Annotated in this window: 1 protein-coding gene; it reads left to right on the forward strand. The window is 49.0% G+C overall.

The genetic code is table 11. The features are described 5' to 3' along the window. Positions 1-94: 94 nt before the first annotated feature. Positions 95-1,288 (forward strand): hypothetical protein, encoded by a 1,194-nt coding sequence (locus CHB90_RS26435; RefSeq protein ID WP_141135998.1) that lies wholly within the window; start codon positions 95-97, stop codon positions 1,286-1,288. The last annotated feature ends 66 nt before the right edge of the window (positions 1,289-1,354 follow it).

Genomic DNA, 1,354 nt, shown 5'->3' on the forward strand with positions numbered 1-1,354 from the left:
GTAGCTCGGCGGGATCGGTCTGCTCATGCAGGACAGCTACCACGCTGGATTCACGAGATGAATCCCTCAACCAGCCTTTGCGCAACAAAGCCCATTGCTTGCGCTCTTGGTAAGCGAAAATCAGATACGGAATATTCCAAAGCAAGACCTGAGTGTACATTTTGCAGTGGAATCGGGACGGATAACATCGGTTCCTACCCAGTTTTTTGGTGAGGACGAAAACGATTACAATCGCATAAATGCCTTATTGCCATCAATCCTACGTTTTTCTGAGAATGCCAGGAAAGCGCTGGGCAGATCAGACGCGTATCGAACCCTTTTGGAATCGCTTCTTAGGTACGAAACCGAATGCAGTAAACCGTTTAAGGAGATCAACTACGCGATTTTATATGGTTATGGGATCGAATTGCAGCACACTTACGATTCTGTTCTGTCGGACGTGGATGCTGGAGAAACACCGGAACTCAGCTCCGATCAGCGTACGCCGATGGAGAGCTTGTTGCAGCTTCATGGCCCGTTAATACTTGCCTCTAAGGACGGGCGCGAACTCATAACTGATTCAGAACGTTACTCTCGCTCACCTCGCGAGGAAAGGAAATTCCAAGCAGCAATAGATGAACTTGGAGCAAAAATTGAGCAGAACCCTGACGTTGTTGCGGCAGATACTGCAAGTGCTCTCAAAAGCCTGAGGGAAATTCCGACGGATGCGAAGCAGTACGAGCGCTGGTATCGTCTCAACCGAGGCGCCTTTCGAAACTTCGTAATTGTGGCTGCTGGTGCGTCGCTAGCGGCAACCCTAGCTGCTGCCGCTACAACTGGCTCTCCTCTATTGATTATCGCCGGTGCAGTTGCGAGTTGGATTTCTCTTGAAGGAATTAAAAAATCAAAGTCATATGGCAACCTAACTCAAGAAATTGGTTGCATCCTTGATAGTGCATCGAACGTAAGCCTACAAAGTGCGGGCCAAGCCGCAAGTTCTTCTCTCTTGCAGATCCGGGAATTTGTCGTTTCCAATAGAGATCTCCTTAAAAGGATTGGGGGGTCTTCAAAAGAAATGGAGTGGCTGGAGCAAGCACTTGATGACATTGAGTTTAACACTGTTGAAATCCATCCAATCGAGATCGAAGCAACCGGCGTTGCGAGATTGGACTTCGAAGGTAGCAGCGTGATAGACGTTTCTAAGGACGGCTTGGAAAGTCAAGAAGTGCTAAGACCTGTCTTTGCAGGCCCAATAACTAAGAAAGCACTTTCAGCACTCGACCGGCTTTGTTGCGCAAAGGCTGGTTGAGGGATTCATCTCGTGAATCCAGCGTGGTAGCTGTCCTGCATGAGCAGACCGATCCCGCCGAGCTAC

Source organism: Antarctobacter heliothermus (assembly GCF_900188425.1).
Classification (GTDB): Bacteria; Pseudomonadota; Alphaproteobacteria; order Rhodobacterales; family Rhodobacteraceae; genus Antarctobacter; species Antarctobacter heliothermus.